This window comes from Ferroacidibacillus organovorans (assembly GCF_001516615.1).
GTDB lineage: Bacteria > Bacillota > Bacilli > Alicyclobacillales > SLC66 > Ferroacidibacillus > Ferroacidibacillus ferrooxidans_B.
In genome coordinates this window covers 86,755-113,401 of the sequence record NZ_LPVJ01000006.1, presented here as the reverse complement: position 1 = coordinate 113,401, position 26,647 = coordinate 86,755, and the positions used below count along the sequence as shown (strand labels likewise).

The following is a 26,647-nucleotide window of genomic DNA, read 5'->3' as shown; positions in this document are numbered from 1 at the left end:
CCGTTACTCTTTTTTCCTGTGAGGAGGAACTGTCATGACAACCGGAAATCACTCGGAAAAAAAGGAGGAGGCATTGCGCAGCGAGGAGGCTTGCGCGCGATTTTTGCGGGCGGAACAGTTTCGTGCTCGCTTTCGCGTTGAGGAACAGGATGGAGAGGCGTCGCTTCAGGCCCTTCTTGAACTGCGTTTGCAGCGGATCATCGAGACGTGGCCGTCAGATGAGGACCTGCGTGTGAAGTGAAAGGCCGCGCAGTTTGCGGGATGGAAACGGCGGGGAGGGAGACGGATGCGCTGTGCAATCTATGCGCGGGTTTCGACCGACCGCCAGGGAGAGTCGGTCGACCATCAGGTTTCGCTCCTGCGTGAGTTTGCCAAACGAAAAGGGGCGGATTGGGAGGTTTTGGATCACCTTATCTTTGAGGATGAGGGGATTTCTGCGACAAAGACCTCCATCTGGACGAGACCTGCGATGAGGCGCCTCATGGAGGCGGCAGAGAAATCGGAAGTGGATGTTGTCTTGTTTAAAGGAATATCGAGACTTGCACGCAACACGCAAGAAGCGCTCGACGTCCTTGACCGCTTGCGCGCGCGGGGCTTGCGCGTGCTTTCTTATGAGGAAAGCTATGATTCAGCGAAAGAAAACTCAAACTTCATGTTCACGATGCACGCGGCGATCGCTGAGTATGAGGCTGAGAAAATTGGAGTGCGTGTGCGGCTTGGCAATAAAGAGAAGGCGAAGTCAGGCCGCTGGGTCGGGGGGACGCCGCCTGACGGCTATCGCGTTGGAAGTGACGGGCATCTGGTGCCTGATGAAGCGCGCGCGCCACTCATTCACGCCATTTTTTCGCGATATGCACTGGATGGCGTTTCGTGCGCGGCGATCGCACGCGAGTTGAACGCGCGCGGTGAAAAGACGTCTGCTGGGAATCCCTTCTCACAGACAGCGGTTGCAAGAATTCTAGACAACGAAGTGTACGCCGGACATTTGATTTACAATCGGCGAACGGATCGCACCGTCCGTGATTATGACAGTGATGTGCCTGGCAAGAAAAAAGAGCGGCGAATGCCGAATGCGCGGACAGACTGGGTGGTGGTGCACGGCGCACACCCTTCGCTTGTGCCCCAAGGTCTTATACAAATGGCGCAAATGCGTCGCGGGCGCGCCCGCCGTCAGGCGCCGCGCACAAGGCACCTGTTGACAGGCATTCTCGCTTGTGGCTGCTGTCACGCGCCCATGATCGCGCAGGTCAAGCGTTCAAAAAAGCGGATCTATCGCTACTATGTTTGCCGCACATACCATCACGCCGGAAGGCGGGCTTGCGCACAAGCAAGTGTGCCTGCAGAAGCGCTTGAATCCTATGTGTTTACGCGTTTGTCTGAGCGCTTGCGAGAGGTTGGCATCCCTGCGCTCGCACAGGTTGTAAAAAGCGCGCGCGTAAAGGAGAGCGAGCGGATAAAGCGCGCGCGGGAGCGCGTCGACGCCCAACTCGCGCGGTTGACGGAGGCGTGGATCGCGGCGCAAACTGATGATGTCCTTGCGAGTCAGGCCGCGTCGATTCGAACGCGCATCGCGCGGCTGACGGCAGAACGTGACGCGCTTTTTGCCCGGATGGCGCAAGATGAAGCGCGGCGAGACGAGAGCGTACACGAGATCTATGCGCGGCTCGTCGATCTCGCACAGGATGAACCTGCGATGAGCCGCTACTGGCTGCGGATGTTCATCGCGTCGCTTGTCATGCGTGATCGCACACTCCTGATCCAGTACACATTTTCTTCATCTGGCGACACCCCGATCCATGGGAACGTTTGAGAAGTACATGGCGCGCACGTTTTTCTTCTGGATGGTGCGCTTCTTGCGCACGCGCTACGAAAAAGTCGACATTCAGTTCATCGCTCACCACACGGAGGCGCGCGTCGTCACAGAGGATGAATTTTTCACGAAGGGCGAGAGCGGTGGCACTATCTGTTCCTCTGCGTATCAAACGGCACTCGATCTGATTGACCAGAGCTACCCGCCATCGCGCTATAACATCTACCCTGTGCACTTTTCGGACGGAGACAATCTCACTTCAGACAATGAGCGGTGTGTACGCCTTGTGGATGAACTGATGGGACGGTGCAACATTTTTGGATACGGTGAGGTCAATCAATTGAATTGTTTGTGCACTCTTCGCACTGCTTTAAGTTTGTCATCCATTTCCTGTCTCCCCTAAAACCTAAAACCATCCCCTAGAAGAGAAGCTCAATCTCAAGGCGCGGCAACTCCCCATTTGTGTTATTTGCTGCGCGTGTGTATTCAATCCTGCGCACACTTTTGACGAGGAGTTCCCGCAGTGACGCTCCTGTAGAAGTCAGAAAGAGGCGTGATGGCTCAACGCGCTCAGGCGGTGGGTCAGGCTTAATGGGACGGTTTGCGGCACTGCCTTGCACGCTGTGTGATCGCTCCCATGTTTCAAGGGATCGCTCGGCTTGGCGTAACTGCGCTGTCACCTCATCGTAGCGCGCCTGAAACTGCGTGCGTGTATACATCCCCTGTTCATACATCTCGCAAATACGCTTCAGTTGTTCCTCGCGCGCCTGTCGCGTGCGCGCAATGACGTGTGCGAGCGAATGGGATAGGACTGTATTCTCTGGTGCTTTCTCAATGTTTGCGAGAAAGATGCCGTGAAACTGCTCGGAGAGTGCGCGCTGTACGGCGTGCAGGATGATCTCATAGCGTGCGCTGCGCGTCGGGCAGCCTTTTGTGGCGCAGCGCAGCGCATTGTGCGGACGATTTTTCGCAGGTTGTCGAATCATGGCGCGCTTGCATGTTGCACAGAAGATGAGTCCGGCGAGGGGATGGACGTTTCTGCCGCTTGTGGAAATAGGGGCGGGGTGCCGTCTGGAGATGCTGTTGACGCGCTCCCATGTCGCACCATCGATGAGCGGTTCGTGATTCCCTTCGCGTATGATCCACATCTCCTCACTCATCAAGACACGGCGATAGCGCGCGCGCTCTGCCTCGCGCACCTTGTGGCTGCGCACGCGACCCCACACAAGTGCACCCCGATAGACTGGATTCTCAAGGATAAAGCGCACGGATGAAGGTGACCACACGGCGTTTCCAGACGGACTCGGCAGCGCCATGGCGCACAGGCGCCTGGCGATTGCCGATGGACCGAGGGATTGGCAGGCCAGTGCATAGATCCACTGTACAACCGGCGCAGTCTGGGGATCGGGCAGCAGCTTTAGATCATCTGTGCGCAGGTAGCCATACGGTGGACGCTTGCTGATCGAGCGCCCCGCTTTCACACTCTGCTCGCGGCCGCGCTGCATGCGGCGCGTGATCAACTTTAATTCGCGGCGAGCGAGAAAAGCCTCGAATTCGGTCCACTCCTCATCCAATTCGTCGCGCAGGTCGTATACTTTACGCGGCGTCAGGATGCGTGTCCCGGTGCGCTTGAACGTTTCCTGAATCACGCCCTGATCGATCAGGTTGCCGCGCCCGAGGCGATCGAGATCCATGCAGAGCACCACATCGTAACGTCCATCTGCCACATCATGCAGCAATTGTTGCATTTGTGGGCGTTCAAGGATGTGCTCCCCTGAGGCGATCTCCTGGTAGGTGTGGAGAATTTTGACGGCATGGCGCTCAGCGAGCTCGCATAGCGCGCGGTGGTGTTTGGCAAGTGTCTCGCCGTCTCCGCGCGCTTCGGCTTCGAGATCAGCACGCGATTTGCGCAGGTAGAGCGCGGCTCGTAAACGCTGCAAGCTGCTTTGTGCGACGCCTTCCGGCGTTCTATTTATCGTCACATGAAGCCCTCCTGAGAGGATTGCGCTTTCCATCCATTGGAGTATAATGGGTCACATTGAACTCGCAGAAGATCCGTCGATGCAAGAAATGATGGAGGCCCCTTATAACATGGCGTTGTTTCGTCCGTGGCTCGATTCGGCAGTGATCACCCTTTCAGTCGTAGCCATTCTCTATGCGTTTTTAAACTTTAATACATTCAAACGCGTACTTGTCGGATCACCTATGCGTACGCGTGAACTCCACTCTAAACACAATCGTCTCTTTTGGCTGATTGCCTTGCCCATTCTCGCCGCCGACCTCTATTCTTCCGTTGCCTATGGTCCGGAGGCTGGAATCACTGAACTGACGGTCAACGCGCACCTCGGTGTCGATGCGAAGTGGTTGATTCTTCCCGTCACCGCGGCTACCGTCTTACTTTTGATCATTCTGGTCACCTCGTATATCATGGGCGTTATCGCGTATCCGAATGGCGGCGGCGCCTACGCGATCTCAAAAGATAATTTCAAACGCCCGATCATCTCGCTCATCGCGGCCAGTTCGCTCTTGATCGACTATGTTTTGACGGTTGCCGTCTCGGTTACCGCTGGGATCCAGGCGATGGCGTCCGCCTATCCTATGCTTGTTCCGCATGAAACCATTCTTTCTGTCGCATGTATCCTGCTCATTCTCGTGGTGAATCTGCGCGGGGTTTCTGAATCGGCGACCATTTTTGCGTGGCCCACATTCCTGTTTATGTTCGCCATGATCTTTCTGATCGGCACTGGTTTTGTGCAAGAGTTTCATCACGGTTTTGTTCAGCCCGTGACCCCGCCGTTTGGCACGATCCCAAAAGAGCTCACCTCACTGCTTTTGTTAAAGTCGTTCAGTGCGGCGTGTTCTTCACTGACTGGAATTGAGACAATCTCAAACGCGGTTCCGATCTTTCGCGAACCGAAAACAAGAGGTGCGATCAAAGCGTACATTGCGCTTGGCGTGATTACAGGCGTGACACTGCTTGGGTTCTCGTATCACCTTTATGTCAACGGGATCAATGTCATGCAAAACACGACAATGGAATCCCAACTCCTTTCCCTCTACTTTGGCTATGGTCCGATCTATCAAATCATCATTTGGCTGACGTTTATCGTGCTCATCCTCGCGGCCAATTCCACGTTTACCGGATTTCCGCAGTTGGCGGCTCTCGTCGCGGCCGACAGCTTTCTCCCGCGCGCGCTCATGCTGCGCGGCGATCGTCTCGGATACTCAAACGGGATGATCGTGTTGGCTGCGTTCTCAACAATTCTCGTCGTCGTTTTTAATGCACAGACGGACAACCTGATTCCGCTTTACTCGATCGGCGTCTTTGTCGCGTTCACCGTTGCGCAGGTCGGGCTCGTCCGCTACTGGCTTCGCGAGAAGGGCAGCAAGTGGCGGACAAAGTTGACGATCAACCTGATCGGATCGATCGTGACCATGGTTGTGTCGATTGTCGTCGCCGTGACAAAATTTACAAGTGGCGCGTGGATTATCTTCATCGTGCTGCCGATCCTGCTATTTATCGCACTGTCTGTGCGCCGTCACTACACACAGATCGCCAACGAGTTGCGGATCGACATGTCGTGCATCCGCCCACAATCGCACCGCGTGATCACCGTCGTGCTCGTCTCGGGGGTTAATCGCGTCGTGCTAAACGCCCTCTCTTTTGCAAAGAGCATCAACAACGAAGTGATCGCGCTCTATATCGGGTTTGATGACGAGTCGATCGATCGCATTGAGAAGAAGTGGAATGACTGGGAGTGTCCCTGCCGCTTGATCACCGTCAAAAGTGAGTACCGATCCATCCTCTATCCGCTATCGCGCTTTATCGGACGACTTCAGTCGATGGAAGACGGGAAGCCGGATCATGTTCACGTGATGATCGCTCAGTTTGTGCCTAAAAAATGGTGGCACAATATGCTGCACAATCAGACGTCGCTCGTGATTCGCGCCTGGCTTCTGCGACACCGCGATGTCGTGGTGACAACCATTCCGTATCATTTGCATGATTAAAAGGATAGACGGTGGCAGGGTGCTTTCGCGTCACCGTCTGCGAGAAAAATAATCGGCTGTGCCGTTATTTTCGAGATAAAGACAAGTGCACCTCCCATATCCTCTTAAGATAGGGGAGGTGTTTTTTATGCCGTCAACAACGTATCATCTGGAGCATGCGATCGTGACCATTCATGTCCGCGGTGAATGGGGTGCAGAATCGTTTGTGGGAGAACAGGAGACTCCGCTGTATCGCGATTTTTGCGAGGCGGTGCAGCGCGTGACAACGGCGGATGGACAGGCAGAGAGGCGTGAGGATTCTACCAATACAACCGAAGCTCCACGCTCATGAGCGCCTACCGCAATATTCGTTCACCGCGCTTTCGCTGTGCGGTCATCAAGGATAAAGCGGAGATCTACAAGGCATTGCGCACCTTTTTCTCCGCGCCAGAGGGAGGAACTGCACCGTGACGCCGGATGAGATTCGCGAACTTGAGTCGTCGATCGACCGTATGATGGAACTCGCGCGAGGGTTTGGGCTTGACTTTTACGACATGCGATTCGAACTGGTACCCGCCGACGTGTTGTACACGTTCGGCGCGTATCAAGGAATGCCGACACGCTTTTCTCACTGGTCGTTTGGTAAAGCATTCCACCGCATGAAAATGGATTATGATCTGGGACTTAGCCGCATTTATGAACTGGTCATCAATTCAGATCCGTGTTACGCATTTTTGCTTGACAGCAACTCACTCGTGCAAAACAAATTGGTGAGCGCCCACGTTCTTGCGCACTGTGATTTTTTTAAAAACAACATGATGTTTCACCGCACCTCGCGGAATGTCGTCGAGAGTATGGCGGCCAGTGCAGAGCGTTTTCGCTCCTATGAGTTGCAATACGGCAAGGATGAGGTAGAAGCGTTCTTGGATGCGGCGCTCGCCTTGCAGGAGCATATTGATCCATCAGAGCGCGCATTTCGTCATCCGCATACGAAACCGGATTTGCGTGAGGAACAGGAGCAGTCGGTGCGCGCCGGGAAGTATGATGATTTGTTTGCGCTGGATGAACGGTTAGCTGGCCGTGAGAAGGTGGATGCAAAGAAAGCAGAAGATCGCAAAGCAAAAGGTTTCGCAAAAGACGCGCCGCAAAAGGACTTGTTGTTGTTTTTGCTCTCGCACAGCAAGATCCTCGCGGAGTGGCAGCGCGATATGCTTACAGTGATCCGCGAGGAGATGCTGTATTTTTGGCCGCAGATTGAAACGAAAATCATGAACGAAGGCTGGGCTTCGGGTTATAAAGATGCTTTTTGGCGCAGAGTGTCGATGATCCAAATTGGTGCGAGTGATTCGGGATATCCTGGGATCCCAAACAAGGAGGCAATGTTAGAGCGCCTTTGTTAATGTAAATTCAAGGGGAGTTGTTATTCGCCAACGTCAGTGCGAACGAAAAACGCTGGCGGTTCTTTGCCCAAGAGCCGGAGGTAGACATAGCCATTGATCAAGCGCCAGACCCCTCAGATAGGCGTTTTCAATGCCCCAAATCTCAAAGAGCATCTCGCGAAACGGCCGCATGCCATTTACGGGCTGCTTGTCCATCGCTTCTGCGGCGACCAAGTCGCGCGCAACAAAATTCGTGAGCCGCCGATTCTCTTCCCACACATCCAGAAACCAAGATTTCCAGTCGAATTCCAAGATGAACACTCCTTTTGAAGAATCCATGGCGTACGTTTGTACGATAGCACACATGACATGCCAAAAACATCCTATTTTTCCGATTCCCTATCAAAGAATGTAATCTGTGCCGCGCGCGCGATGTCTTCGTTTGTTTCTTGCTCAATCCATGTGCGCAAGGCCGTTTCGCGGACAGATTTGCACCACGTGGTGAGTTGTTGCTCTAGATGTGTCCTCACGGTTAAATCCGGGATTTCAGCGAGTTGTGTAAACGATTGTTCGGCATCGCCTATCTTAATCGAAAATCTGACGCGAACGGCCATCTTTCCTCACCCCATGTTCATGGATATGAGTGGAGAATAGCGGGACAGCCCTGTGCAATTTGCTTTGTGATATGATGAATCCATAGCTGAATTGACGGGAAAGTTTGCTGAGGAGATCGGCGTGAACGGACTAATTGAGCGGGTTATTCTGTTCGGCAGTCGAGCACTGGGAAATTTCAAACACAACTATGGTGACATTGCACACCTTCCCCTGAAACGCCACATTGACCAATTCGGGATTGAAATCTACCGTAGAGAGTAGCTGAACAGAGACAGGACGTAGAATGCGCCACCCACTCATAGGCATAGAGAAGACGTGATTCGAATGCCTTGGTGAGGTGAGCGAAATCGGCGATGCGTGAAACTGCGGAGAAAAAGATTGCGATTTACTGTCGCGTATCCACGGATGAGCAGGCGAAAGAAGGCGTGTCGCTTGATGAACAAAAGGCGAGGCTTCACGCATACTGTCGCGCAATGGGTTGGGTCGTGGAAGCGGTTGAATACATTGACGATGGTTATTCGGCAAAAAACATGGAGCGGCCGGCGCTTGAGAATTTGTTGCAGGATGTGCAGACGGGCCGAATTGAGCGGCTCATGGTGACAAAACTTGACAGACTGAGTCGGCGCTTGCTCGATTTGCTGACGCTGATTGAACTGTTTCAAAAACACGGCGTGTCGTTTGTCTCAACAAGTGAATCGTTTGACACCGCGACGCCTTCCGGCCGTTTGACGCTTCAGGTGCTCGGAGCTGTCGCGGAGTTTGAGCGTGAACGAATTCGCGAGCGCGTTTTTGACAACATGCTGCATGCCGCTAAAACGGGCAAGTGGTTGACACAAGCCCCGTACGGCTATCGGCTTGACGCAAAAAAATTAGTCATCTATGAACCTGAGGCTAACCTTGTGCGGCGTGTCTTTCGCATGTTTGTCGAAGATGGCTTGGGTTATTTTCAGATCGCCAAGGCGTTGAACCAAGAGCACATTCCATCCCGAAACGGTAAGGCGTGGTCCATCCGGGGCGTCAAAATGATGGTGCAAAATCCTGCCTATGTAGGGACGCTTGTGTGGAATCGCGTCGATTCAAGCCAAAAGCGTCGCATGGTTAAAGAAGAAGAGGCGTGGGTGGCCATGCCTTTTGCCCATCCCGCGATTATTGAAGAGGCACTTTGGCATCAGGCACAGCAGCGCATCGCGAGCAATGTGCGCGTTCCTCCGCGCGCGCAAGCCAGTCCCCATCTGCTGGGCGGGGTCTTGCGGTGTGGGGAATGTGGTGCAGCGATGTCCATCGGGTGGTCTGGTTCCCCTCGGCGAACACGCGTTTATCGCTGCTCTGCATATCGAAACCAGGCCATCTGTAGGAGCAAGCCCTATCGCGCGGATGATGTGGAGCGCTGGTTTGTAGAGGCGATTGAGCGTTTTGTTGAGCCTGTGAATCGCGCGCGGCATACTGCTTCAATTCAGTACGTACGGACGGAGCAGACGGCAAAGCTTGAGCAGCGGCTGCACTATGCAAAAATGCGCTATGCCAGGCAGGTCGAGGCGTACGCGGCAGGGCTCATCGAAATGGACAGTCTTTCGCGTGAAAAGGCTTCGCTTGAACAGAGCGCTGCGGAGTACGAAAAGGTCGTGTCAACACATGATCAGCCGTTTGACACGAGGTTGCTTGAAGAGCGCCTGAGTTTGCGGGCGATCACATTGGGTGACGCGTTTTCTGTGCTTCCGCCTGCTTGGCTGAAGGCTAAACTGCGCACATGGATTCGCAGTGTTGTCCTTCACGGGAGTGAGGATCTCGAAATTGTATTGCATCCAAAAACATGAAGAATAGCGTGTGATGCAAAAGATTGATCAATTTGGAGGATTTTCGGTGGTCTGTGTCGAATCAGTAGGATTATTGTGATGTCGAATGTGTGGCAAGGTTCTTCGTATCTACTGAACGTGTGAGGGATCGGGATGGCCAATTCGGTGATTAAAAATCACTCAGACGACATTCGAGCAGAAATTTATCGAGTGACTAGTGAGTTGCTGGAACATTTGTACCAGTATTATAGACCATTTCCTGAGTTTGATTCAGTTCGATTCCCGGCAACGGCATTGACAACTGCGACGGAAGGCTATTTTCTGCCCGTGTCGCTTTTGAAAAAGATGGTCGTTATTCCTGTTTGGATTTTTACGATCGATGATGTAATCGATCGTAAATTGCTTTCGGATGAAGAATTGGATGAATGTCTTGAGCGCTATGAATGGATCATCACGCGTGATCAGGATGCGTCTGACGTGTATGGATGCGTATTGAAAGATCTTTATGACCAATTAAAAGAGAGACCGCTTTTTTTCGCGTTGCGCGGTGTTTGGGAAGAAGCCTATTTTCGAATGATTCGCGGGATGCTTCTTGAAGCGCGCCCAAACGATCGATTGCCGTCGTATGATGAATATCTCGAACATGGGGCGTTTAGCATTGGCGTGCCGCTCTACGTCGTATCGACGTGGATTCTTGCTTCTCACGAAGAGACAATGCCCAATCTTGATGTTTTAAAAGAGATGATGATGTTGTCGGCGAAAAGCATTCGACTCGCAAATGACATGCGTACATACGAAAAAGAGAAAAAAGAGGGAAATTTAAACGCGCTTGTGATCATGGAAAAAAAGTACGAGTCAGAGGGTAATACACCAGATGTTGCAAAAGGACTGGCGCTTGCTTTTTTGCGGGAAGAATTGGAGCGCTATCGCGCACAGTTTCTTGAATTGGTAGATGACTCCGTTCTTCCAATGCGGATGCTGTCAAATGTCACCCTGTTTTCACTGTCATTTTATGATGAGCACGACTTTCACACCGTTGATGCGGGGGAGATCCACCATGTTTGAACGCGCGGGTGACGACGACGCTGTGACAGAGGATATAAAGCGCAGAGCCCGTGAGTTGATCAGCCGTTTGCAGGGCGGCGCCATGGGATCGATCGCCTATGACACTTCGTGGGTGGCGCGCTTAAAGGAGCGGGACGGTTCTCCGAAATTCCCGACAACCATTGCTTGGTTGCGTGCGCATCAGCACGCGGACGGCAGCTTTGGCGCGCGGGATGAGTCGCTTCACGACCGAATGATTTCTACGCTTGCGAGTGTCAATGCACTGACCGCATTGCGCGATGAGGCAGATCAAGGACGCATCTCACGCGCCCTTGACTACGTGGCAAAAAACGGTGAGCGGCTGCGTGCAGATGGTGATGAAACGATCGGATTTGAACTGCTTTTCCCTTCACTGCTTGAGGAGGCAAAAGGCTTGGGTCATCGTCTGCCTTTTGAAGTCTTCGCGTGGGTGGGGGAACTGGGAAAAAAGAAACTGAGCGTTGTTCCTCCGTCGTGGATCTATGGCGAGGAGTCTCCCTTGATTCACAGTATTGAATTTCTCGGAAAAAACGCACAGCCTGATCGCTTGGCACAGCTTGTTTCAGTCAACGGGTCCATTGGAAACTCTCCATCCGCCTCGGCGTTTGTCTATGGGCAAACGGGTGATCCGCGCCTTGAGGCGTATTTGCGCCAGATTGTAGATCGATCGGAAGATGGCGGAGTCTGCAATGTTCAACCGTTTGAAATCTTCGAAACAGCGTGGGTGTATTTCAATCTACAGTTGGCTGGAATTACTCTGGAGGGAATGCGGGATGGGCTGCGAGAGATTGAAGCGTCGTTCAAGCCGCAGGGAGTCGGAATCTCGCGCGATGGGTTGATGCCAGACGCGGATGACAGCGCGCTTGCCGCCAATGTCCTGGCTCGCGCCGGACGTCCGGTTTCGCTTCAGTTTTTGGATTTTTATCAGGCAGAGCGCGGATTTTTATGTTTTCCTTATGAGCGTAATCCGTCGGTTTCTACCAATATTCACATCCTTGACGCGCTGCGTGCGTACGATCCGCGGGAAGTGGCGGCGCATACGGATAAAATCCTTGCGTTTTTGCGTGATGTTCGGCAGGAGAACGCGTATTGGAAAGATAAATGGCATGCCTCGCCTTTTTATACAACTGCACATGCGATTCTGGCATTGCGGGGATTGTCTGAGCCGCTTGTGAATGCGGCAGTCGATTATTTGCTTGAATCACAAAGATCTGACGGCTCGTGGGGAATTTTTAGGGGAACAGCGGAAGAAACCGCGTATTGTGTACAGGCTTTGACACTCGCGCTTCCCTATTCTTTTGATGTGGACAAGCGGCTGGCCCGCGCGAGCGAATTTTTAAACCGCGAAGACGTGCGCAATACTTACGCTGAGCTCTGGATCGGGAAAGGGCTCTACGCACCAACGTACGTGATCGACGCAACCATTCTAAGCGCGCGCGCGCTGTACCAGAGATGGAGGGGCGCTCATGAAAAAGGATGAAGAGTTCCAACTCCTGACGAAATCGACGCAGTGGGGCGAACTTAGCGAGATTGAAAAGGTAGTCATCATGGAAAAGCGCATTGTATTTGTGCGTTGGCTTGGCATCGTTTGTGCGGCTGTGACTGTGCCTTTTTTGGGGTATCAGTGGGCTGCTTTTATGTTTGGAATTATCGGGTTTGCCGCAGTCTATAATATGGTGTTTCAGTTCTATATTATTGCAAAAAAGAGGGAATGGCTGTTGAAACCGGCCATCATCACGGTCGGGGATATCATGATGGCGTCTGCCGTTGTGTTTATCACAGGAGGAATTCACTCTGATTTTTTCGTGGTCTATTTCTTGATCGCAATCCTTTCTGCGATTCGCTTTGGCGGTCGTGCTGCCGGCATTTCAACATTGTTGTCGATCGTTTTTTACTCGCTTGTCATCTTTTTGCGCGGTCCCGTTCACCTGGTCTACGATTTGGCGAACATATTATTTAGAATGGGGTTTGTTGCGACCACCGGGATTTTTGTGGGGTATGTGGGAGATAAAGCGCGGCAGGTTGAACTTGATTTGCAACGGGAATTGGATCAGGCGCATGCCCACTTGAACGAGAGCACGGCGCTACTCAATGCGAATCTCGAACTCGATTCAGTTTTAGAAGTGGCCGTGACGCAATCGCGTCTATTGATTGACGCGGAATTTGCGCTGATTCTCCCCAAGGGAAGTGGACTTTCCTTTTTGCCGCGCGACCTCAAAGACAGTTATGACCGCCCGTATTACTCAAGCGCACGGACGGACGCTGTCATGCGCGAAGAAGATATGATGTATATTGTCGATTTATTTAAAGATGTCACTCGCCTATCGCCGATCTTCCAGAAACGGATCTCTGGCGAGTCTTCAGTTGAACTGGTAGAGTGTCACATGAATTCCAAACTGGCGCACATCCTTAACGTCAAGGAAAACATCATGTACAATCTCGTATCTGTGCAATTGTTTACCGGCGAGACGGAGATTGGCACGCTATATTTATTAAAAACTCATAAACCTTCACAAGAACTGAGAAAAACAACGCTCAATGCGCTGTCTGTTTTTACACTCAGAATTTCTGCGGCGATTACCAATTCACTGATGTACACTCAATCAAGGATGCAGGCTGTTACGGATTCGGTGACTGGATTATACAATCACCGTTTTTTACATGAATATCTGAATGACGAAATAAAAAAAGTAGTCGAACAGAATACTCCTTTGTCTTTGATCGTGCTGGATGTCGACTCTTTTAAACAGTTTAATGATATGTATGGTCACTCGATTGGCGATACGGCGCTGCGCTCCGTCGCAGAGATGATTCGTCCTGCCATTAAAGAGAGAGGGATCGCGGCTCGTTTTGGCGGGGATGAATTTGTCATCATACTGCCAGGGGTACCCCATCAGGATGCACTTGCTGTCGCGGAGTCGATTCGCGCTCGTGCAAAGAATTATAGACATTTTACGCAAAACCAGGCGCTTGCGACACTTTCGATCAGTTTGGGCGTTGCTACCGCGCCACAGTCAGGTGTGACGTCTCACACTCTTTTTCACGCTGCCGATCTTGCTCTCTATGAGGCAAAACATGCGGGTAAAAATGTCGTGCGATCGGCAGAGTCCATGCACGCTTTCGGTGAATCGCAGGACGATCATCTCACGGCACTTGGCGAGCATCGCGAGTTAGCAGATGCTATAGCGTCTGTGCAGAGGGATCTTGATATCGTGAATCCACAGATGGTGGAAACGCTGCTTGCGGCGCTAAAGGCAAAGGACTTGGGTACATATGAACACTCAATGAGTGTCTCATTCTATGCGGAGCGACTCGCGCGGCGTCTTGGGCTGACGGATCAAGAGGTTGAGACCATTCGCATCGGGGCGCTTATTCACGATGTCGGGAAGATTGGAATACCTGATTATATCTTGACAAAAGCTGCGAAACTCACCAAAGAAGAATACGAGATGATCAAAGAACACCCGACAATTGGCGCCGAGATTTTAAAGCCGTTGCATCTTTACGAAGGGTACCTTCCTATCGTGCGCTATCATCATGAGTGGGTGAATGGAAATGGCTATCCCCATCAGCTAAAAGGGATAGAAATTCCGATCGAAGCGAGGATTGTGGCCATTTGTGACGCGTTTGACGCGATGACTTCCAATCGCCCCTATAAGGCTGCAATGTCTTACGAGAAGGCGTTGTTCACAATCGAGAACTTAGTCGATGAACAGTTCGATCAAGAGGTATGGAGACACTTTCATGAAATGATTCAGGAAGAAATCTCTGTGATTGCAAACTGATGATGCGAGGATGGCATAATTTGAAACGTAAAATGGCCAAGGTACAACTGAGCGAAGATGCAATCATGAAAGAATTGGATGCCTATATGAAGTCTGTGATTGAAAAGGGCTTGGACGGCAAAATCCGCAATGTGATCGAATACCATCTCGGTTGGCGCGATCTCGATTTTTCTGAACTGGAGTTTGGGAATATCGGCAAACGTGGGAGACCGATGATGTGTATTTTGACGAGCATGCTTTTTGCCCCTGATTATAAACACTCGTTTCCTGTAGCTGCGGCTATCGAGTTTATCCATAGTTTTTCGCTGATCTATGACGACATTCAGGATCGCGACACCATCCGCCGCGGCCGTCCCTCTGTTTGGAGTTTGTGGGGAGAAGATGAGGCGATCAACGTCGGGTGTGTGTTGCAGACGATGGTCTATGAAGCGATTGCGGATCCGAAAAATGTGATGAGTCCTGCACACCTCCCATGGCTGATTCAATCGGTCAATCGCACAATGTGGAGGGTATGCAATGGACAGCAACTTGATCTGGAACTTACGAAAAGCAGAAACCATGTCACGAGGACGCAATACCTAGAGGTAATCACCGGAAAAACGGCAGCCTTATTTGAGGCGGCGGCTCACCTCGGTGCATTTTGTTCGAATGCGGATGAGCGACAATTGGCGCTGTGTCGCTTATTTGGAGAAAATGTCGGTTTAGCCTTTCAAATTTTTGATGATGTTGTGGGGATCTGGGGAAGCCGCGAACAGGGACTTGACAAGCCCAGTCTGGATCTGCAACACCGCAAAAAAACCTATCCGATCATCTACGCGCATGAAAACTGCCAAACGGATGTCGATCGACAAGTGATCCACCGCTACTATGAGAAGGAAGATCTCAACGAATGCGATTTGATGAACATGATGGAACTCTTGAACCGCTGTGATTCGCTATCGAAAAGCCTTGAGATCGGATTTCAATATCTTAAAATTGCAATGCAGGCGCTTGACGAAATTGCGGGAGACGAGGCGATCAAGGCGCGCATTCGCGTATGGGTCAATTACGTGATCGATAAACAGATTTCTACGTTACAGGGCTACACGAGGCGCGATAATGAACTCGTCACATAAGATACAATGAGTTGCAGTCATTCATCGACATGCAGTGCATAGAATGCATAGAGGCACTGTTATTTTTAAAATAGCCGTGCTACAATGCGTATAACGTTTTAGTATATCGTTATACTAAAACGTTATACTTGATTCGAAAAAATCACGAATGGAGGGTCGCCATGAAACAGAAGGTTGGAAATCTCCGATGGGGAATCGCGCTTCTTATCGGCATAGGAATTATCATCAACTACTTTGACCGTACCAACCTGTCAGTGGCTACGAAACCGCTGATGCAAGAGTATCATTTGTCCAGCGCCCAGTTCGGATGGGTACTCTCGTCTTTTGCCTGGTCGTATTCTATCCTTCAGATTCCGGTTGGCGCTTTACTCGATAAGATAGGTGTCAAATGGTTGGTGCGGGTGGGGACATTGATCTGGTCGATCGCCACCTTTATGACCGCAGCCGTTGGCGGCATGGGTCTTATCATCTTGTCCCGCATCTTGCTAGGCGCTGCAGAGGCGCCTGCATTCCCAGGAGCGGCAAAAGCGACAGGGTACTGGTTTCCGCTTCATGAGCGGGGGTTGGCAACTTCTGCGTTTGATGCGGCTGCCAAATTTTCGAACGTCATCGGCGTTCCGTTGGTGGCGCTTTCTGTCACACAGTGGGGCTGGCGCGGCGGTTTTTACATGACTGCCATTTTGAGCCTAATGTATGCGGTTGCATACTGGATTTGGTATCGTGATCCTGGGGAGTCAAATAAACTATCGGAGACAGAGCGTGCCTATATCGTAGAAGGCGGAGCGCAAGAGAGTGGAGAGGCGCCGGGAGGTGTCGGGCGAAATCTGGGGTATCTTCTTGGCCGCCGGAAAGTGTGGGGATTGACACTCGGGTTTGCCGCGTATGGGTATACGTTCTATCTGTTGCTCACCTGGTTGCCTGGGTATCTTGAGACACAGATGCACATGACTGTCTTAAAGTCGAGTATGTACACGATTGTCCCTTGGATCTTTGCAACCATTGCTGATATTGTTATTGGTGGATGGTTGGTTGACTTTTTGATCAAACGCGGAAAAAATCCCACGCGTGTGCGAAAAACGCTTCTCATTGTGGGGATGATTCTAGGTCTTGCAGTCGCTGGAGCAGGCTTTACGAACAGTCCACAAGTCGCGATTGTCTTTATCACCATTGCACTGAGCGGTCTCGCATTTTCGGCGCCGATCGGGTGGAGTATTCCTGCAATCATCGCACCCAAAGGAACCGTGGGCTTAGTTGGTAGCATCATGAATTTTTTCAATAATTTAATGGGGATCTTGGCTCCGATCATCACGGGGTATATCGCGGGTGGGACGGGGTCTTTTGGTCTGGGTTTTCTCATCGCGGGGATCGTGTTGTTGATCGGGATTTTTTGCTACCTTTTTTTGCTCGGCGATTTGGAGCAGATCCAATCACCTTATAAACCAAATGCTTGAGCGTGTCGAATCGATCGGATGAAATGCGAATGCGCCGGGTTATCTCGGCGTATTTGTGCGAAATGACCTGAGGTGTGAACGCTTTTATGGATGAAAAATTTTGCATCATTGGACTGGACTTGGGGACGACATCCGTCAAGACACTCATGGTCGATCAATCGGGTGTGACGCGCTTTAAAGCGGCGCAAAAAATCTCGACGAGCCATGATGCGACGGGGCGGGCTGTGCAGGATCCGTTTGAAATCCGCGACGCGCTGCATGAGGTGTTCGAGTCGGCGCTTCACGCTGCGGCGAAGGAAAACCTTTTGGTGCAGCGAGTTGGTTTCAGTGCCGCCATGCACAGTGTAATGATCGTTTCTGAGGCGGGGGAGCCACTGACCCAGGCGATGACTTGGATGGATACGCGCGCCAAAAGACAGGCTGAGTCGCTGTGGGGGTCACCGATTGGAAAGCGGGTCTATGAAGTGACAGGTACACCGATTCACGCGATGTCCCCGCTTGTCAAATTGGTTTGGTTGCGAGAAACGCAGCCGCAATTGTTGAAAACGGGCCACCGATTCGTTTCGGTTAAAGAGTGGATCTGGCATGCCTGGTTTGGCGAGTGGGTGATCGATGAATCGATGGCTGGGGCGACAGGACTCTATGATGTGGAGAACCGTTGTTGGCATGAGGATGCGCTTGCGTTGGCTGGGATTATCCGCTCGCAACTATCGCAAATTGTCTTCACATCCTATCGCAAAGCGGGATGTCGCGAGGCCCGATTGCAGGCGGCGGGTCTTTCTGAGGATACTCTGTTTTCAATTGGCAGTACGGATGGAGTGCTTGCGAATTTGGCGCTTGGCGTAACAGATGCGTCAAAGATGGTATTGACGGTCGGGACAAGCATGGCGGTGCGATCAGGGGCTGACCGAAAGATCACAGATCATCAATATCGTCCATTTTGCTATCGGTTAGATGACCGCCGGTTTGTCGTCGGGGCGCCAAGCAATAGCGGCGGGGTGATTCTTGAGTGGCTGATGCGCCTGTTGTGCGGGGATGATCGTGAAGGATACGCGGATGGTAAATTGGCAGCTTTCTTGCGTGAGGCGGGAGACTTGGAACCTCAAGATTTGATCTGTCTGCCGTATGCGGCGGGCGAGCGGGCGCCGCTTTGGGATGAAGAAGCAAGGGCCTCGTTCATTGGACTTCATCTGGAGCATCGCAAGATTCATCTGGTGAGAGCGGCGATCGATGGAATGATCTACAATGCAAAGTGGCTGATTGATCAGCTCGCTGCCAGCACGGGATATCCAGAGCAGGTGTATGTATCGGGGAAGCTGTTTGATGAACCGTGGATCTGTCAATTGTGCGCGAATGTATTCGGCGTTCCCGTAGCGCGACAGGCGCTTGAAGATGCGTCGACGATTGGCGCGATTCTGCTTGCGGCCGACACGGATGCATTCGCGCGCCCTCTAAAGTGCGGCGAACCATCTGAGAGGATTGAACCCGAAGAGGAGCGCGTGGGTGCTCTGCAAATTCGCTTTAAAGAGTATCGGAGGCTGTGCCGTCTTCTCTACCCAAACGCGTAGATTCACCCTTGATCAGTTCAGATGGAAGGATCTCGACATGCATTTCAGCAGGCTGTTCATAGCCCGTCTTGAATTGTTGAAGGAGCAGGTTTGCAATCCACGTCCCCATCTCAGACACGGGCTGCCGAACACGCGTGAGAGAGGGTGAGATCAAATTGATCCAATCCGGTTCATCGAATGTGGCCAACCCCAGTTTCTTTGGAGCCGTCCAACCTACATGGTGCAGGAGGGGATAAATTTCGTGAAAGATCAAGGCGTTGGCTGTATAAAGCGCAACAGATCCTTTTGAAACGCTTTCCTTGATGCGTTCGACGACCAACCGCATTGACGTGTCGTCGCCGCGGCGGACGATCGCAACATGTGGGGGGCGGTGGCAGCGCAATGAACTATCGAGATAACCTTGCATGCGTTCGCTGCGCGTCGAGATGGCGTTTGGGGTTTCTGTTATATAAAAGACTTCTTGATAGCCTTCTGCGTATAGATGATTCGTCATTTCTAATGATGCCTCGTAATTGTCCGTCAAGACATGGGTGGCGTGCGAAAGCATAAATTTGCGATCGACAAGAATAACTGGCACTGACTTTGAGATGGTTTCAAGTTCTGCGAGATTGTCCCCGTTGGTTTGAATCACCACTGCGTCGATCTGTTGCCCGAGCAGCGTCTTTAGCACGTCGGCTTCACGCTTGGGATCTCCCTCTGTCTCGCAGACAACGACGTTATACCCTGCGGGTGTAAGTGTGTTGGAAAGCGCGCGAATGAGAGATACACAAAAAGGGTAACTCAACTTGACGACAACAATGGCGATCATTCGGCTGCGGTTACCTTTTAGACCTTGCGCCAATGCATTCGGTTGATAGTTCAGTTCTTCAATCACTTGCTCGATTCGCAGTTTTGTCTCTTTGCTCATCGCCTCATAGCGAGCGTTTAAAAATCGGGAGACGGTCGTTACGGATACATTTGCGGCGCGGGCGACGTCTTGAATTGTGATTCGTTTTGATGACATGATATGCGCTCCCTAAAATCCATTCATCATACACGTCAATTTTACCATGAAGTGAACATTCATCAGTGAAAATTGGACAATCCAAGAAGGCAACTTTGCGAAACGAAGGTTGGGCGACGTATTGGCACTTGCGTATCATGCGAGAACTTGAGTTGACAGACGGTGAGTCGCTCGATTTTGCGCGTACGCATGCGGGCGTGGTTCTCCCTTCAAAGACTTCAGTCAATCCGTATCTGATCGGTCTGAAGATTTGGGAAGACATTGAGAAGCGCTATGATCACCCGTCAAAGGAAATGAAAGAGCGCCTTGGTGTTCGCGAGGGGCAGGGCAGAGAGAAAATGTTTGAGGTGCGGGAGATGGAATCTGACACCTCCTTTATTCGCAACTACCTCACGGAGGAACTGGTCAAGGAACTTGATCTCTATCTTTATCAAAAGGTCGGGAATGAGTGGCGGATCGTCGAGACTGACTGGGAGAAGGTTCGCGATAAGATCTGGAAATCAAGAATTAACGGAGGATATCCACTTCTGCACGTGGTGGACGGCGACTATCAGCTCACAGGCGAGTTGTACTTGCTTCACGCGTACGAAGGGAACGAGTTGGACGTGAAGTACACAGAGAAAACGCTGCCCTCCGTCTATAAACTTTGGGGACGCACCGTGCACTTGGAGAGCGTTTTGGAAGGGAGAGCGGTTGTTTTTTCGTATGACGGGAGAAAAACGACAAGGAAGTTTCTCTGAAAAAAGCTTTTTGACCTATCCGGCCTTCTCTAAGAAATGGTCGAGCTGGGTATGGATTCACTCGTTAAAGAAACGTGTTTTGGCGCCTTGATAAAAGGCGTGTTTTTTTTGGAGCGATTTACGCTGTTCTTTACAAAATCTTCAAGATACGACTGTAAAGCGTTAACACGGCCGATCTATGATGACGTTAAATCATGGGTGTTTTATGGAGGCAGCTCTCGATGAACCGAATCCTGTTTGCAGACCGAGATGAAAGATTATACAACAAGCTTTATTTTGCACTTCATGAAGAGGGATTTGCGACAGAGTTTTCAAGTGACGGTGAAGACGCGCTTTCTCGCCTTATGGTTGATCGGACGCGCTTTGACGTGCTTGTCATCGATAGCAACTTGCCGAGTATGAATGGAATTGAACTGCTAAAACGCGTGCGCACAGCGCAGCTTCACGTGCCGATTTTAATGCTGAGTGAGATGGACGACGCGATGGAGCGGATCCTTTCACTCGAATTGGGTGCAGATGACTGTGTGACAAAACCTGTGCATGTTCGCGAAATGGTTTTGCGGATTCAGGCCCTGAGCCAGTGTCGGCATCGCGTGAACAGGCCTTTTGAGCCGCGGGATGGAGAAATGCGATTGGGCAATATGAAGCTGCGTGTCAATGAACGGGAGTGTCTCATCGACCGCTATGAAATTCGCCTTACACCTGTGCAGGTCCAGGTGTTGAAAGCGCTTTTTCAAAAACCGGGATCGGTCGTCTTGCGGGAAGAGCTGATGCTCGCGGCGTGGGGGAAGATTGTGCATCACCATTTGCTTGCGATGCAGATCTCTTTGCTTCGACAGAAGTTTGACGCTGTGGCCATGCGTTCGCATGAGATTGAAACGGTGCATCATCGGGGGTATCGACTCGCCAAAATGATTCCGTCGGATCAAAAAAGAATGGTATAGATACAATTCTATGGAGAATCTTTACGCCATCTTTACAATCAATTGCTATAGTTTTAGTATTCACCCCTTTAAGGAGGAACTTGCGTGGGAAACGACGTTTCACTCATGAGCGACATGCGCTCGTATTCTGTGGGCGCGGTGTCTACAGTCGCTCGATCGCAAACGCTTGATGTTGTGCGAGACGCTCATGAACCGATCATCCATGTGGACCGACTCACCGCATTTTATGGAAGCAAACGCGTTTTGAATGAAGTTACGCTAAAAATTCCGTCCAACCAGATTACTGCGTTGATTGGACCTTCAGGTTGCGGCAAGACGACACTTCTTCGGACGCTCAACAGAATGAGCTATGCAACGCCTGGGTTCAGGCATGAAGGAACCGTGCAGATTCTTGGGCAGGACGTGCGCAGTCTCAAAGATGTGGAGACATTCCGCAAATCTGTCGGTATGCTCTTTCAACGCCCCAACCCCTTTCCTATGTCCATTCTTGACAATGTGACGCTTGCGCTTAGACTCTTTGGGATTCCGAAAAAACGGCGGAACGAAATCGCGGAAGAAATGCTCGATGAAGTGGGATTGCTCCACGAGATTAAAGATCGGCTCCATCAGTCGCCTTCCAGTTTGTCGGGTGGACAACAGCAGCGTCTCTGTCTGGCGCGCGCGCTTGCGGTTGAACCGAAGATCCTCTTGCTTGATGAACCGGCGTCGGCGCTAGATCCTAAATCGACGCGTCTGCTTGAATCGCTGTTTGTGCGTCTTGCCGAGCGGATGACCCTGGTGCTCGTGACGCATAACTTGGCACAGGCCAAACGGGTGGCGCATCACACGGCCTTTATGGAGGCGGGGGAGCTCATCGAGTGGGGCGACACGATGGAGCTTTTTACGGCGCCAAAAGACGAGCGGACAAAGGTATATGTAGAAGAGCATGTAAGCTGAAATCGACTGAGCGATTTTTTGCGGGCTGGTTAGAATTACACAAATCGCTAACGTATGTTAACGATTCCTTTACGTGGATCACATCGTAGCTTTACGTGAGCAAAGTAGGATGAAATCATAGATTTGCGTGACGCAAACTATGAATCCACGTTTCGGGGGTTGTCAAATTGAAAAAGAATTGGAAGCAAAAGGCGTACGCGATTGCGAGTGCGCTTACGGTTGGAGCCATGATGATGGGTAGTGCAGGGCAGGCGTTTGCAAAAACGAATGTCGTAAAGCACAGTGTAAAACACGCGAGCGGACCTGTTGTCCACCTTCAAGAGACCGGATCCACACTGCTTTGGCCACTTTTTCAACTCTGGGTACCTGTTTATAAACATGTGAATTCGAAAGTGCTGCTGACAACTGCCGGTACGGGAAGCGGCGTAGGGATTTCGCAAGCTTCTGACGGCACTGTACAGATTGGCGCATCCGACGCGTATATGAGTAATCAACTGCTGGCGCAACACCCTGGGATGCTCAACATTCCCATGGCCATCTCTGCGCAACAGATCATGTATAACATTCCGGGCGTTAAAAAAGGCGTACATCTCCACCTGACAGGCAACGTCATTGCACAGATCTATCTCGGCAAGATTCGCTACTGGAATGCGCCGCAGATTCAATCCCTCAACAAGGGCGTAAAGCTTCCGCACTGGATGATTGTGCCGATTCACCGTACGGACGGCAGCGGAGACACATTTCTCTTTACGCAATTCATGACGGATACAAATGCTGCATGGGCAAATTCTGTTCAGTACGGAACGAGCGTCAGCTGGCCGTCGATTAAAGGTGCGCTTGGTGCAAACGGCAACAACGGTGTCGTGGCACTTGCAAGCAAAACGCCTGGCAGCATCGCGTACGTAGGGATCAGCTGGCTCAACAACGGTCTTAAGGCTGGATTGGGTGAGGCGGCACTTCAAAACCGCGCGGGTCGCTTCTTGCTTCCAAACCCAAGCACGATCGCTTCCGCTGCAGGCATGATGATCGGCAAGACACCTGCGGACGAGCGAATCTCGCTGATCTACGCACCAGGCGCAAACTCGTATCCAATCATCAACTATGAGTATGCGATTATCAACGAGAAGCAGGCAAATCCGGCGACGGCAGCTGCCGTGAAGAACCTCTTGTCGTGGGCGATCAGTCCGCAAGGCGGCAACAAGGCAGTGTTTATGGATAAGGTTCACTTCCTGCCGCTACCAGCTTCGATCGCGCCACTTAGCCGCAAACAGATCGCAAAAATTCACGGGTAAGGGGTCATCGAGTGAAACGGGAGCGTTTTTTATCTCCTATCTTCCGGGTGACTACTGGCGTTATGGCCAGTAGTCCCTTCCTTATTCTCTTGTTCATTCTTATCGTATTGATTCACGATGCGATACCGGCGATTCGTTATCAGGGTTTTTCCTTTTTTACGGGCATCACATGGAACATGGGCAACATGTACGCGAATAACCCGATTGTGCATAATGGCGTGCAGGCGGCGCCAGGCGCGAGTTTTGGCATTCTTCCATTTATTGTGGGGACGCTTGGCTCATCCCTGATTGCCTTGCTCATCGGCGTTCCCTTCGCGCTGATGACCGCGTTCGCCTTGGTTTACAAAGTGCCGAAGCCGATTCAACGGGTTCTCTCGCCATTGCTCGAACTTCTGGCGGGTATCCCGAGTGTGGTATACGGTCTGTGGGGTGTCGAAACGCTCTCTCCCTTCATCGAATTCAAACTTGGTCCGCTCTTGACGCGACTCGGACACACAATGCCTTTTTTGGCGGGGCCTGTGGGAACGGGCTTTGGTCTTTTGACGAGTGGGCTCGTGCTTGCGATTATGATTGTCCCTATCATCACAGCGACGGCGCGCGACTTGCTGATGCAGGTTCCGGCTCTCTCGCTCGAAGGTGCGCACGCGCTCGGGCTCACCAGCTTTGAATCCGTTCGCTTTGTAGCCTATCCGTTTGTAAAACGGGGGATTTTTGGGGCGATCGTGCTCGGTCTTGGCAGAGCGCTCGGCGAGACGATGGCCGTGTTGATGGTGAGCGGCGATGCGGCCAACTATCTTCCCTACAATTTATACAGCCCAATCTCGACCATGGCCTCAACGATCGCGGCGCTTTTGGACAGTGCATTGACAGATTTTACGTCGATGTCGGTTCACGCCTTGGCATTTATTGCTCTTACGCTTCTCGTCATTACAGTCATTACCAATCTGGTTGCACGGCTGCTCGTATCGATGGGACGTCAAAATGTGCATGTGGAGATGTGACGCGCGGTGTCATTGAATCTAGGAACAGACGGGGGATCGCCCGCACAGGCGTCGCTATCGGTGCGCGGTTACTCTCGAAAATTTGCGTCCAGAATGGCGTGGACGCTGTCGATTGTCGCCTTGCTCTTTGTCGTGATGGTCGTTCTCGATATTTTGATCTCTGTGGTGCGACAAGGCGCGGGGGGAATTTCCCTCTCCCTTTTCACGACGCAAACGTCGGGGATTACGGGAGGGCTGCAAAACGCGATTTTGGGGACACTTGACCTCATTTTTTTTAGCACGCTGTTTGCAGGTCCTGTGGGCATCTTGGGCGGCATCTATCTTGCGGTATTCGCGTCGGATCGCGTCGCGCGCGTTTTTCGCTTTGTCGCGGAAGTGCTTGCGGGAATTCCGTCGATCGTCATTGGCTACTTTGGCTATACGATGATGGTGCAGACGTTTGGCTGGGGCTTTTCAGTTCTCGCCGGCTCGATCAGTCTGTCCATTCTGACACTTCCTTATATCGTGCGGATGACAGAGGCGAGCATACGTCAGGTTCCAAAGAGTTACTACGAAGGCGCTCTGGCGCTTGGACTCACACCCTTTTCAGCGCTGCGAACCGTAGTGATGCGCCCCGCGACACCAGGTATTGTGACAGGCCTGCTTCTTGCCGTCTCGATCGGGCTCGGAGAAACGGCGCCGCTCATCTACACGGCCGGCTGGTCGAATTTTAACCCGACCCTCCACTTGACGAAGAACCCGATCGGATATTTGACGTATGTCGTGTGGACGTATTTGAATGAACCGTATGCATCCGCGCATCAATTGGCGTACACGGCAGCTTTATTGCTGATCTTCCTCGTGGTCATTCTTCACATTCTCGCGCGTTTGCTGCAACCGAAAGTAAAAGGCTAAAGTGGTATATAAAGATGACAGAAGACAGCCCTGAGAATTTTCTCGGAGGCTGTCTTCTCGTGTCAGGAATGGTCCGGCTTGTGATCTGGGGACCGATACGAGAAGGTGTCACAACACGTTCCGCGCTCTGTGCCCACGATTCCATTGCCAATTTTTTTGACGAGAATCGACGCTGCCGTACAATGAAGCTTTTCATTGTAAACACACTCATCGACTACACATCGGATTGCGCTTGGCACTGCAACCACCCCCTGAAAGGTAGCGTTGCCAAGGGAAGGAACTTCATACGCATTTTTTGATCTTAGGAAGGTGTGACTGTCAACTTGGATTTACTTGATCCTTTGCGCAGGTAGGCATAAACCATCACTGCCAAGTAGACGAGATAGATGGCAACCTGAAGCGCGGAAGGATTGGCGGCGTAACCAAAAAAGGAGTGCAGGATATCTCCAAACGTCGAGTTTTCATTGATCCAGGACGAGGTGTTCCACAGTGGGTGAACGCCAAGGGGGATCCACCCCAACTGCTGCCAATCCTCAACGGCATTTGACAGGAGTCCTGCGCCAAACAGCATGAGCAGAGTGCCCATGGTTGTAAAAAAGTGACGCATGTTGATTCTTCGCCCTGCCACATAAATGAGATAGCTAAGAGAGAGGCCCGCGAAAAGTCCAAGCGTTGCCCCGCTTATGAGCAGGATTGGTTTGGTTTGAAACGCGATGGCAATCATAAAGACAACCGTTTCAATCCCTTCTCGCCCCACGGTGATGAATGCGACGAGTGAGATAGACCACATCATGCCATGCTGAAAGGCGGCGGACATTTTTTGCTCAATGTCCCGCTTTAGAAAACGGCTCTGTTTTTTCATCCAAAACGTCATGTACGTGAGAATCAATGCGGCAATGAGATAGGTGAAGCTCTCGATTTTCGTCTGAAGCGCTGTCCCGGCATAATCGTGAATCGTGAGAAAAATGGCGATGCCAACACCTATAGATAGGATGATTGCCGCAAAGACTCCAATCAGGACGTCGCGGAAGCGATCACGCCGGTTGATTTGGCGCAAGTAGGCGAACATGATCGAACAAATCATGGACGCCTCAAATGCTTCGCGAAAAAAAATCAAGAATGATCCTAGCACGTGACGCCCCCCTGTGTTTGTCTTCGCTGTGGATCACGTTCGGTTATTACTATAACCTAATGGTCTATGTTAGTACAGACTAACAAGCTCTTGTGTGCGACGATTTCGTGAAAAAT

23 protein-coding genes and 3 pseudogenes are annotated in these 26,647 nt (G+C 51.6%); 20 read left to right on the top strand and 6 right to left on the bottom strand.

Going from position 1 to position 26,647, the window contains the following annotated elements; translation table 11 throughout:
• The first annotated feature begins 34 nt into the window (after window positions 1–34).
• The 3 genes and pseudogenes from ATW55_RS02070 to ATW55_RS02060 all read left to right on the top strand — a co-directional run.
• On the top strand, window positions 35–241 hold the full coding sequence (locus ATW55_RS02070; RefSeq protein ID WP_067711589.1) for a hypothetical protein: 207 nt from the start codon (window positions 35–37) through the stop codon (window positions 239–241).
• A 45-nt stretch (window positions 242–286) separates the two neighbouring features.
• Entirely contained in the window at window positions 287–1,810 is a 1,524-nt protein-coding gene (locus ATW55_RS02065; protein ID WP_067711585.1) for a recombinase family protein, read from the top strand.
• A pseudogene (locus ATW55_RS02060) lies at window positions 1,785–2,180 on the top strand (DUF444 family protein); the annotation flags it as partial. The gene ATW55_RS02065 and the pseudogene ATW55_RS02060, both read left to right, overlap by 26 nt.
• Window positions 2,181–2,229: 49 nt before the next feature.
• Here the strand turns inward: ATW55_RS02060 and ATW55_RS02055 are convergent.
• Entirely contained in the window at window positions 2,230–3,792 is a 1,563-nt protein-coding gene (locus ATW55_RS02055; protein ID WP_067711582.1) for a recombinase family protein, read from the bottom strand.
• A 109-nt stretch (window positions 3,793–3,901) separates the two neighbouring features.
• Between ATW55_RS02055 and ATW55_RS02050 the strand changes: the two genes are divergently transcribed.
• The 4 genes and pseudogenes from ATW55_RS02050 to ATW55_RS02040 form a co-directional block, all read left to right on the top strand.
• On the top strand, window positions 3,902–5,821 hold the full coding sequence (locus ATW55_RS02050; protein ID WP_067711853.1) for an APC family permease: 1,920 nt from the start codon (window positions 3,902–3,904) through the stop codon (window positions 5,819–5,821).
• A gap of 127 nt (window positions 5,822–5,948) precedes the next feature.
• Entirely contained in the window at window positions 5,949–6,152 is a 204-nt protein-coding gene (locus tag ATW55_RS02045) for a hypothetical protein (RefSeq protein ID WP_067711579.1), read from the top strand.
• Window positions 6,125–6,271 (top strand): annotated as a pseudogene (locus ATW55_RS16650) (sporulation protein YhbH); the annotation flags it as partial. The gene ATW55_RS02045 and the pseudogene ATW55_RS16650, both read left to right, overlap by 28 nt.
• Window positions 6,268–7,125 (top strand): annotated as a pseudogene (locus ATW55_RS02040) (SpoVR family protein); the annotation flags it as partial. The pseudogenes ATW55_RS16650 and ATW55_RS02040, both read left to right, overlap by 4 nt.
• Before the next feature lie 108 nt (window positions 7,126–7,233).
• Here ATW55_RS02040 and ATW55_RS02035 read toward each other — a convergent pair.
• Both ATW55_RS02035 and ATW55_RS02030 read right to left on the bottom strand, forming a co-directional pair.
• Window positions 7,234–7,491, bottom strand: a complete 258-nt coding sequence (locus ATW55_RS02035; protein WP_067711573.1) for a hypothetical protein — start codon at window positions 7,489–7,491, stop codon at window positions 7,234–7,236.
• Window positions 7,492–7,562: 71 nt separating this feature from the next.
• Window positions 7,563–7,793 (bottom strand): hypothetical protein, encoded by a 231-nt coding sequence (locus ATW55_RS02030; protein ID WP_067711569.1) that lies wholly within the window; start codon window positions 7,791–7,793, stop codon window positions 7,563–7,565.
• A 354-nt stretch (window positions 7,794–8,147) separates the two neighbouring features.
• Between ATW55_RS02030 and ATW55_RS02025 the strand changes: the two genes are divergently transcribed.
• From ATW55_RS02025 to ATW55_RS01995, 7 genes are all read left to right on the top strand, one after another.
• The gene (locus tag ATW55_RS02025; protein WP_067711566.1) at window positions 8,148–9,608 is read left to right on the top strand and encodes a recombinase family protein; all 1,461 of its coding nucleotides are present in this window, start codon (window positions 8,148–8,150) and stop codon (window positions 9,606–9,608) included.
• A 132-nt stretch (window positions 9,609–9,740) separates the two neighbouring features.
• Window positions 9,741–10,652 carry a terpene synthase family protein gene (locus ATW55_RS02020; protein ID WP_067711562.1) on the top strand — a complete coding sequence of 304 codons (912 nt, stop codon included), beginning with the start codon at window positions 9,741–9,743 and terminating at the stop codon, window positions 10,650–10,652.
• On the top strand, window positions 10,645–12,150 hold the full coding sequence (locus ATW55_RS02015) for a prenyltransferase/squalene oxidase repeat-containing protein (RefSeq protein ID WP_067711559.1): 1,506 nt from the start codon (window positions 10,645–10,647) through the stop codon (window positions 12,148–12,150). Before ATW55_RS02020 ends, ATW55_RS02015 begins: the two co-directional genes overlap by 8 nt.
• A complete protein-coding gene (locus ATW55_RS02010) occupies window positions 12,137–14,455 on the top strand; it encodes a diguanylate cyclase (RefSeq protein WP_067711552.1) in 2,319 nt (772 codons plus the stop codon). The genes ATW55_RS02015 and ATW55_RS02010 overlap by 14 nt, the downstream gene beginning before the upstream one ends.
• A 20-nt stretch (window positions 14,456–14,475) precedes the next feature.
• Window positions 14,476–15,570, top strand: a complete 1,095-nt coding sequence (locus ATW55_RS02005) for a polyprenyl synthetase family protein (RefSeq protein WP_067711546.1) — start codon at window positions 14,476–14,478, stop codon at window positions 15,568–15,570.
• A 161-nt stretch (window positions 15,571–15,731) separates the two neighbouring features.
• Entirely contained in the window at window positions 15,732–17,021 is a 1,290-nt protein-coding gene (locus ATW55_RS02000) for an MFS transporter (RefSeq protein WP_067711543.1), read from the top strand.
• A gap of 86 nt (window positions 17,022–17,107) precedes the next feature.
• On the top strand, window positions 17,108–18,589 hold the full coding sequence (locus tag ATW55_RS01995; RefSeq protein WP_067711540.1) for a gluconokinase: 1,482 nt from the start codon (window positions 17,108–17,110) through the stop codon (window positions 18,587–18,589).
• Here ATW55_RS01995 and ATW55_RS01990 read toward each other — a convergent pair.
• Window positions 18,543–19,592 (bottom strand): LacI family DNA-binding transcriptional regulator, encoded by a 1,050-nt coding sequence (locus ATW55_RS01990; protein WP_067711537.1) that lies wholly within the window; start codon window positions 19,590–19,592, stop codon window positions 18,543–18,545. The genes ATW55_RS01995 and ATW55_RS01990 overlap by 47 nt on opposite strands.
• Window positions 19,593–19,687: 95 nt before the next feature.
• On the opposite strand from ATW55_RS01990, the gene ATW55_RS01985 reads away from it, so the two are divergent.
• The 6 genes from ATW55_RS01985 to pstA all read left to right on the top strand — a co-directional run bounded on the left by ATW55_RS01985 (window position 19,688) and on the right by pstA (window position 25,399).
• Window positions 19,688–20,332: a SpoVR family protein gene (locus tag ATW55_RS01985; RefSeq protein WP_336433207.1), complete on the top strand. Its 645-nt coding sequence runs from the start codon at window positions 19,688–19,690 to the stop codon at window positions 20,330–20,332.
• A gap of 221 nt (window positions 20,333–20,553) precedes the next feature.
• A complete protein-coding gene (locus tag ATW55_RS01980) occupies window positions 20,554–21,276 on the top strand; it encodes a response regulator transcription factor (RefSeq protein WP_067711533.1) in 723 nt (240 codons plus the stop codon).
• Window positions 21,277–21,360: 84 nt separating this feature from the next.
• The gene (locus ATW55_RS01975) at window positions 21,361–22,212 is read left to right on the top strand and encodes a phosphate ABC transporter ATP-binding protein (protein WP_235586955.1); all 852 of its coding nucleotides are present in this window, start codon (window positions 21,361–21,363) and stop codon (window positions 22,210–22,212) included.
• Between the two features lie 167 nt (window positions 22,213–22,379).
• The gene (pstS, locus tag ATW55_RS01970; RefSeq protein WP_067711530.1) at window positions 22,380–23,504 is read left to right on the top strand and encodes a phosphate ABC transporter substrate-binding protein PstS; all 1,125 of its coding nucleotides are present in this window, start codon (window positions 22,380–22,382) and stop codon (window positions 23,502–23,504) included.
• A gap of 11 nt (window positions 23,505–23,515) precedes the next feature.
• The gene (pstC, locus tag ATW55_RS01965) at window positions 23,516–24,505 is read left to right on the top strand and encodes a phosphate ABC transporter permease subunit PstC (protein WP_067711527.1); all 990 of its coding nucleotides are present in this window, start codon (window positions 23,516–23,518) and stop codon (window positions 24,503–24,505) included.
• A gap of 6 nt (window positions 24,506–24,511) precedes the next feature.
• On the top strand, window positions 24,512–25,399 hold the full coding sequence (gene pstA, locus ATW55_RS01960; protein ID WP_235586954.1) for a phosphate ABC transporter permease PstA: 888 nt from the start codon (window positions 24,512–24,514) through the stop codon (window positions 25,397–25,399).
• A 62-nt stretch (window positions 25,400–25,461) separates the two neighbouring features.
• Here pstA and ATW55_RS15620 read toward each other — a convergent pair whose 3' ends face one another.
• Window positions 25,462–25,638 (bottom strand): DUF1540 domain-containing protein, encoded by a 177-nt coding sequence (locus tag ATW55_RS15620; RefSeq protein WP_082685450.1) that lies wholly within the window; start codon window positions 25,636–25,638, stop codon window positions 25,462–25,464.
• A 62-nt stretch (window positions 25,639–25,700) separates the two neighbouring features.
• The gene (locus ATW55_RS01955; protein WP_067711523.1) at window positions 25,701–26,531 is read right to left on the bottom strand and encodes an FTR1 family iron permease; all 831 of its coding nucleotides are present in this window, start codon (window positions 26,529–26,531) and stop codon (window positions 25,701–25,703) included.
• Window positions 26,532–26,647: the final 116 nt, after the last annotated feature.